Source organism: Neobacillus drentensis (genome assembly GCF_036966985.1).
GTDB lineage: Bacteria > Bacillota > Bacilli > Bacillales > Cytobacillaceae > Neobacillus > Neobacillus drentensis_E.
Genome location: NZ_JBALSN010000458.1, coordinates 1 through 6,420, shown reverse-complemented (window position 1 = coordinate 6,420; position 6,420 = coordinate 1). Strand labels below are relative to the sequence as shown.

Sequence of the window (6,420 nt, the reverse complement as noted above, 5' to 3'; positions counted from 1 at the left end):
TTATAAATATTCATTGACTTCATGTCGTATGTAGTAGTTATATTAATGGATGTAGTATTTAGATAAACGCCTGAAATTAAACCAGAAAAAGGGGATGGTCACTTGCCAATTAACATTCCAAAACTTCTTCCAGCAAGGGAAATTCTTGAAACAGAAAATATCTTCATCATGGACAATGAACGTGCAATTGCTCAGGACATCAGACCGTTAAATATACTCATTCTGAATTTAATGCCTGAAAAAGAAAGAGCAGAAACACAGCTTTTACGATTATTAGGAAACTCGCCCTTACAAGTAAATGTTAATTTTTTAAAAACGAATTCATATGAATCTACCCATACGAGTAAACAGCATCTCGAACAGTTTTACACGACATTTTCACAAGTGAAGAACCTGAAATTTGACGGTATGATTATTACTGGTGCCCCGGTGGAGCTGTTAGAATTTGATCAAGTGAAATATTGGTCAGAGTTAACAGAAATAATGGATTGGGCCAATGATAATGTCACTTCGACACTACATATTTGTTGGGGAGCCCAAGCTGCACTACATTATCATTACGGAATTGGTAAATTTGAATTACAGAGAAAATGCTCCGGCATTTATGCCCACCGGATTTTTGAACAAAATGATATTTTGCTGCGTGGTTTTGATGATCAGTTTTACGCTCCGCATTCCCGTTATACAGATGTTTCGATCGAAGCGATTAAAAAGAATACAGAATTAAAATTATTAGCTGCCTCAGAAGATGCAGGTGCCTTATTAATTGCATCTCGCGATAGAAAGCATGTGATGATTACCGGACATTTAGAATATGAATCAGATTCGCTTGCACAGGAATACGAAAGGGATGTGAATAAGGGTCTTGAAATCCATATTCCCGAAAACTACTTCCCAAATAATGATCCAACCCAACCGCCAATAAATCGCTGGCGGTCCCATGGCCACTTATTCTTTTCAAACTGGCTCAATTATTATGTCTACCAAGAAACCCCTTTTTTTTGGGGCTAACAGCAAGCATCGGAAAATAACTTCCGATGCTTTTTTTAGTTTATTTTTTGTAAAAATAGAAAGAATATAGAAAAAGTAAGAGGCTTCATAAAAAATCTAAATGGGGGAGTTTTGTATGGAATCAATCGTCGCACTTCATCGCAATTACTTTGGTGAAATTATTAACTTCGTTACTTCAGAGGGACGAATTATCTCGTATCGAAAGGCGTTACAAGAAGCTGAAGAGGGTCTAATCCAAGGGGTTCAGGCAATAGAGGAAGAACATGGGAAAATGTCTTTAATCCCAGAAAGCAGCCAATCTTTTGACCAGTTCCCAGATTTATATTAAAAGCACCTAGCTTCATTTGCTAGGTGCTTTCTTATTATTCATTTTCATTCTGTTTTTGAATTTCATTTAATGCATCAATTCGCTTTTGATCCTCTTCAAAAAACTGAACAAGGTCACCAATTCGATCGATGGAATCCCAACTTAAATGGTGCTCAATCCCTTCGACATCGTTATAAATATTTTCATCTTTTACACCGATGATTTTTAGGAATTGTTCTAGCAAATCATGTCTAAAGACAAGGCGTTTACCAATCTTTTTACCTTTTGTTGTTAACACAAGACCTCTATATTTTTCATAAACTAAGTACTCATCTTTATCAAGCTTTTGCACCATTTTCGTTACTGAGGAGGGATGTACAGACAGCGCTTCGGCAATATCCGAGACCCGAGCGTATCCTTTTTCTTCAATCAATATATATATTTGTTCAATATAATCTTCCATACTTGGTGTTGGCATCCCATACCCTCCAAAAAAATTACTCAACTAAAAGTGTACTATAAGAAAAAAAGAGTGACAAGGAACTTTATCATTTATCTATAAATACTTCCTTTTTTTGTGGCTTTTGTTCAAATAAAAATTTGACCCTTTTTTCAGATTCGTCTAAATAAAGCCGGGCATTAAAAGTTTTTTCTTTATTAACAAACCCTTCAATCAACTCTGTTTTCCCTTCCAATAAAAGAAGCTTAATATTCTTTTGCGTTATGTTTTTACCTAAAATCTTCTTGGATATAGTAAAATCACAATGATTTTTTTGGTAATTGGAACAGCCGTAAAAACTGCCCTTGTCCACTACCGACCCCTCACATTTTTTACAAGGCCCTAGTTTGGCAGCTGATTGCTTTCTTCCCTTTTGCTTCCCTGGTGCAAAATTTTCACGCATTTCATCTGAAAACGACCAATTTGCCGCTTGGTCTATACTAGACGTAATTAAATGAAATACCATCTTTTTCGTTTGCTCCATGAAGTGCTTGGGTGCTGCAGACCCTTCTGAAATTTCCTTCAATTTCTGTTCCCACTTGGCGGTCATTTCTGGTGAAGCTAAAATTTCTTTACCGATGGCTTCAATCAGGATTTTGGCCTTTGCTGTGGCATAAACTAAATTTTTGTTTACCTCAATATATAAGCGGTCCTTTAGCATCGTAATAATGCCAGCTCTCGTCGCTTCCGTACCAAGCCCCTCAGTTTTAGTGAGGATCTTTTCAAGCTCTTTATCATCTATATGCTTTCCGGCCGTTTTCATTAATGTAATCAATTGACCTTCGGTATAACGTTTTGGAGGCTGAGTTTTACTTTCTTTCACTTCCACTTTATCTGTCTTACCTTGCTCACCCTCTGTTAACTTTGGCAGTGCAGGCTCATCATCATCATCTTTTGGTTTCAGTACCTTTCGCCAGCCTTCTTCAATTTGTACCTTACCTTTTGAGATAAATGCCGCCCTGCCATCTACCATTGTAGTTACAGTAGTATATTCCGCAATCGCCTTACTGTAGTGTGCAGCTATTAAACTTGTTACGACTAAATCATATATTTTCTTTTCATCTGGGGTAAGCCGCTCTACATTTGGGATTTGTTCCGTTGGAATAATTGCGTAGTGGTCCGTGACCTTCTTTTCATTCACATAGCGTTTGTTTTCAGAAATAGATGTTATTGGCAAGGGGAAGAAACTCTCGTAATCCTTAATATGACTTAATTTGTTTAATATATCTGGGAAAGTATTGGCTTCTTCTTTCGTTACATACCGTGAATCGGAACGAGGGTATGAGACATTTCCTTTTTGATAGAGCTTTTGCATTACATCTAGTGTTTTCTTCGGAGAAAATTTAAACCGCTTATTCGCCTCAGCTTGGAGAGCCGATAGATTGTATAAGAGTGGTGGGAGAAATTCTTTTCTTTCTGATTGAACCTCACTAACCTCAGCGAGTTTACCCTTGCAAAAAGCCGCAACTTTATCTGCTAACTCTTTTTTATTTACTCGAGTTTCGCCATCATTCTGCCATTTTCCCGTGTACTTTTTTCCATCCATATTAAAATGTGCTAGAACCTCCCAAAAGGGTTCCGACTTAAAGTTCTCTATTTCTAGTTCTCTTTTAACAATCAGGGCTAATGTTGGGGTTTGTACTCTTCCAACCGAAAAAACATCGGAAAATCCTTGTTTTTGCAGTAAGAGGCTATAGAGCCGTGAAGCATTCATACCAACCACCCAGTCAGCACAAGCCCTGGTATAGGCTTCAAAATATAAACTCCGCGTTTGTTGTTCATCCAAAAGCTTCTGGAAACCCTCTCGAATACTGTTAGCTGTCAACGAAGAAATCCAAAGCCTTTTCATAGGTTTGTGACATTTTGTCAGCCTGAGGATATTGCGAATGATTAGCTCACCTTCACGCCCAGCATCACCCGCGTGAATAATTTCAGTAACTCTAGGGTCAGAGACCAATTTCTTAATGACGGCAAATTGTTTTGCCTTATCCTTTGTTACCTCGTATTCAAACTGTTCAGGGATCATTGGTAAATGATCTAATGACCATTTTTTCCAGCCTTGCTGATATTTTTCAGGTGAGACTAATTGGCATATATGTCCAATGGCCCAAGTTACATAGGCTCCCTCTGGAAAAACATCATTTGAAAAAATTTCAATAAAACCATTTTGTTTTTTATGTTTAAAGATTGATGCTAAGGTCGAACCTTGATCCGGCTTTTCGGCAATAATTAATTTCATATGATTGCTCCCTTTTTTACAAGCATCCCGATGTCCATTTTACCCATTAAAGCAATAGTTAGTAAAGAGATAAAATACTGGGTATCCAGCATTTCCCTTGACGAATTTATGACAAATGGGTCAGCTGGAGAATAAATAAAAGGATGGCCATTTTATGGCCATCCAGGATAAACTTATCATTACTTTATTTGTTTTAAAGTGGTAAGCTCTGGGTCATCATACCAATTGTCATCAGGGATAATATTTGAAACTGTTAATATTAAAGACGGAATTCTCTCAACTTCGAAAACTATTGCACCAATTTTCTTCGTAAAAATGATAAAGGCACTTCCGTGAGAATATTTACTTAAATCAGCACCGACATGAAGCAGAGCCATTAATATCGCCTGTTTTTCGACTGAATCAATATAAACTTGCGGTGAAAATCTTAATATCCAATCCGCACCTTCAATGGAAAATCGGTACATGGTATCTGCCTCCTGCATGTATATGGTTATTTAAACATATGATGCTAAAGTAGTTTTATGTTAATACCTGAGTACGATATCCAAATATTTTCATAGAATCTATGATAAATTAACTAAAAAACCTAAGTCCTTCCTTGACTGTAAATTTTCAATATTGTATATTTAAAGCATCATGTATCTACTATATGCATTCTTATACTAGTGCAGATCGTCTACATGATAATATTTATCTTTGGCACCATAAGGGTGGCTTGAAAGGCTTAGGAGGAAGAAGTAAATGCAAAACGGTAAAGTTAAATGGTTTAACAATGAAAAAGGTTTTGGTTTTATTGAAGTAGAAGGCGGCGACGATGTATTCGTACACTTCAGCGCTATCACTGGCGAAGGCTTCAAATCTTTAGAAGAAGGCCAAGAAGTTTCTTTTGAAATCGTTGAAGGAAACCGTGGACCACAAGCAGCTAACGTTGTAAAACTATAATCTAAACTAACCAATTAGGGCTGACGAATAATCGTCAGCCTTTTTATTTTTGCAGGTACAATGTGACATCCATTAACTTAATTTTTTCCCAAACTCCTGAAGTTGTTCTCCTACTGTACACTGGGAAATGCAAAACCGGTGTGCTGCTCTTCGCCCGCCTTCTTTTTTCATATGTTGATGTAAAAAGCAGCCTTCACAGTATTGAGCCATTAAAGATTCGACATGACTCAATAATTCTCTTCTGTTGATTTCCTTCACAAGAGTTTCACACCCATTTCCTAAAGAATTAATGTTTTTGCAAATATTTCTTTTCCTTCTAATGCTTGTGTCGCCAGTTTATCTGCCTCTTTATTATCTTTTCTATTAATGGATGTATATTTAGGTGTTAAACCTAATTCTTTAATTTTCCCCTCAATTCGGTCAAGCCAGTTGTTAAGGGTATCTTCATAACATGGCCATTCTCCTTCTAACTGTTTTAACACAACTTGGGAGTCACCTTTGAATTCACAGGATAAATGATGGACACCTAAATCCTCTAAAATATTCAATGCATAATAAAAAGCAGCGTATTCTGCTTCATTGTTTGTCTCAAGTTCATCAATCCGTTCATTCGCTCGAATACGGTATTTCTTCTTACCCTGTTTAAAAAAAATAACCGCTCCTAGACCTGCTTGATTGGTTTCCTTTTGAAAGCCTCCATCAAAGTAAACAGTTATTTCATGAGGGTCTTCTTCAATTTCAGTCATTAACTTTTTCATTTCCTTTAAAATCCAAGATGTTCCTTTCTCATCATAAAAAAACAAATCCGATACCTTCCCAGTATTTTCAAGCTCTTCTCCGATTTGTATTGCAGTTTCACCTGATACCAATTCAGAGGAAAACTGAACCTTTTCATTACTTTTCGTTTTATATATCCACTCTAACCGATATTTCAATGTCTTCAACCTTTCTTTAAAGAATTCAATGGCATTTAAAATATTCGATCCCTATTCGGCAATTTTACCACTTCATCCTAACCTATTCTAATATATTCTTATCATACCCACTTCTTCATAGTTGTTATAAGAATAAATATTTTCTGCCTTAAAAGAAATATGATAAACTTTCATTAGTACACTTATGGAGGAAACAGAATTGATTGAAGTTTATATTGACGGGGCAAGTGCTGGAAATCCTGGACCAAGCGGGGCCGGGATTTTTATTAAAGGAAATGGCATTACTGAAAAATATTCCATTCCCCTTGGAAACATGTCAAATCATGAAGCAGAATATCATGCATTTATTAAAGCATTAGAAATATGTTTAGAAAAAGGGATTCAGGATTCCGTTTTGTCTTTTCGAACGGATTCTCAATTAGTTAATCAGGCAGTTGAAAAAGAGTTTGTTAAAAATAAGCTTTACACACCATTACTTGAACAC

9 protein-coding genes are annotated in these 6,420 nt (G+C 36.4%); 4 read left to right on the top strand and 5 right to left on the bottom strand.

Annotation, left to right across the window (positions count from 1 at the left end):
• Window positions 1-102: 102 nt before the first annotated feature.
• Together metA and V7659_RS25245 are read left to right on the top strand one after the other, a co-directional pair.
• A complete protein-coding gene (gene metA / locus V7659_RS25250) occupies window positions 103-1,011 on the top strand; it encodes a homoserine O-acetyltransferase MetA (protein WP_335542869.1) in 909 nt (302 codons plus the stop codon).
• Between the two features lie 115 nt (window positions 1,012-1,126).
• Entirely contained in the window at window positions 1,127-1,339 is a 213-nt protein-coding gene (locus V7659_RS25245) for a DUF3892 domain-containing protein (protein ID WP_335542868.1), read from the top strand.
• A gap of 34 nt (window positions 1,340-1,373) precedes the next feature.
• Here V7659_RS25245 and mntR read toward each other — a convergent pair whose 3' ends face one another.
• The 3 genes from mntR to V7659_RS25230 all read right to left on the bottom strand — a co-directional run bounded on the left by mntR (window position 1,374) and on the right by V7659_RS25230 (window position 4,523).
• Window positions 1,374-1,796, bottom strand: a complete 423-nt coding sequence (gene mntR, locus V7659_RS25240; RefSeq protein ID WP_026563854.1) for a transcriptional regulator MntR — start codon at window positions 1,794-1,796, stop codon at window positions 1,374-1,376.
• Between the two features lie 70 nt (window positions 1,797-1,866).
• Window positions 1,867-4,056: a DNA topoisomerase III gene (locus tag V7659_RS25235; RefSeq protein ID WP_335542867.1), complete on the bottom strand. Its 2,190-nt coding sequence runs from the start codon at window positions 4,054-4,056 to the stop codon at window positions 1,867-1,869.
• A gap of 179 nt (window positions 4,057-4,235) precedes the next feature.
• On the bottom strand, window positions 4,236-4,523 hold the full coding sequence (locus V7659_RS25230) for a hypothetical protein (RefSeq protein ID WP_335542866.1): 288 nt from the start codon (window positions 4,521-4,523) through the stop codon (window positions 4,236-4,238).
• Between the two features lie 277 nt (window positions 4,524-4,800).
• Between V7659_RS25230 and cspD the strand changes: the two genes are divergently transcribed.
• Window positions 4,801-5,001 carry a cold-shock protein CspD gene (gene cspD, locus V7659_RS25225; protein WP_026563856.1) on the top strand — a complete coding sequence of 67 codons (201 nt, stop codon included), beginning with the start codon at window positions 4,801-4,803 and terminating at the stop codon, window positions 4,999-5,001.
• A 72-nt stretch (window positions 5,002-5,073) separates the two neighbouring features.
• Here the strand turns inward: cspD and V7659_RS25220 are convergent, their stop codons facing one another.
• Both V7659_RS25220 and V7659_RS25215 read right to left on the bottom strand, forming a co-directional pair.
• The gene (locus tag V7659_RS25220) at window positions 5,074-5,259 is read right to left on the bottom strand and encodes a zinc-finger domain-containing protein (protein WP_313958685.1); all 186 of its coding nucleotides are present in this window, start codon (window positions 5,257-5,259) and stop codon (window positions 5,074-5,076) included.
• A gap of 20 nt (window positions 5,260-5,279) precedes the next feature.
• Complete coding sequence (locus V7659_RS25215) at window positions 5,280-5,936, bottom strand: reverse transcriptase-like protein (RefSeq protein WP_335542865.1); 657 nt, start codon at window positions 5,934-5,936, stop codon at window positions 5,280-5,282.
• 199 nt (window positions 5,937-6,135) lie between these two features.
• Here V7659_RS25215 and V7659_RS25210 point away from each other — a divergent pair.
• On the top strand, window positions 6,136-6,420 hold a 285-nt coding region (locus V7659_RS25210), incomplete at its 3' end, for an RNase H family protein (protein WP_335542864.1).